1 protein-coding gene is annotated in these 837 nt (G+C 52.7%); it reads left to right on the forward strand.

Annotation, left to right across the window (positions count from 1 at the left end; all coding sequences use genetic code 11):
* Window positions 1-122 precede the first annotated feature (122 nt).
* A partial coding sequence (locus B5F76_RS14310; RefSeq protein ID WP_087355765.1) for a hypothetical protein occupies window positions 123-837 on the forward strand: 715 nt, incomplete at its 3' end.

Raw genomic sequence — 837 nt, forward strand, 5'->3', positions numbered from 1 at the left:
TCAACAAAATTTCTCTCTTTGCTCGATCTCCAGAGCTTTTGTGCCAACTGCCCCACAGCTACAGTGCAGGCTGTCAGAATACGTGACCTCGAAAAAGAGGTTGCCGTGCCAAGGCCGAAAATTTGCAGCTGAAAGCTGATAATGCACAGATGCGGAGGCTCTGGGAGGAGTACCAATCTCTGTTGGATGAATCCAGAGAAAAGGCCATTCGGGAAACGACCAACAAACCATCCTCCAAGGGGTCCCTGGCTGAGAAGACGGAGAGAATGGCCAAAGTCAGAAAGAATAGGAGGGAGAGGGAGGAAGAGGAGGAGACAGAGAAGCAGAAACAGAGCAAGGCTAAGGAAAATTCATTGCGAGATCAGCAACGCAGGCGACAACGTCAACGCGCCAAAGGCGGCCAGGCTGGGCATCAGGGGCATGGAATGTCGTTACCCAGGGATGCGGAGACACAGCTTGTCAGCCATTTTCCAGAGCAGTGCATGGGTTGTGCATTCCGTGAAAGCTGCTTTCCCTCTATGAGAGTGGCAGAGCGCCGCCATGTTGTAGATCTCAAAATACAGGTGGTAGATATGCAGCACGAGGTAATGTCGGGCAAGTGTCCCGTTTTGGGGGAACGCTTGTGTGCCACATTCCCTCGGTCAGTCACCTCAAGCAAGCAGTACGGAGACACCGTGGCTGCCTATGCCGCGCTTCTCTACTATCAGGGGAAGACGTCCTTTGAATCCGCCTCCACAATACTCAACTCTCTGGGTGTTCTGATCAGTCCTTCTACAGTGTGCGCCAGGATAATGGATTTGCCCAAGCGTCCTTCAGTGCAGCGGAGCATGGCTATTT

The sequence above is a fragment of the Desulfovibrio sp. An276 genome, from assembly GCF_002159665.1.
Taxonomy (GTDB): domain Bacteria; phylum Desulfobacterota; class Desulfovibrionia; order Desulfovibrionales; family Desulfovibrionaceae; genus Desulfovibrio; species Desulfovibrio faecigallinarum.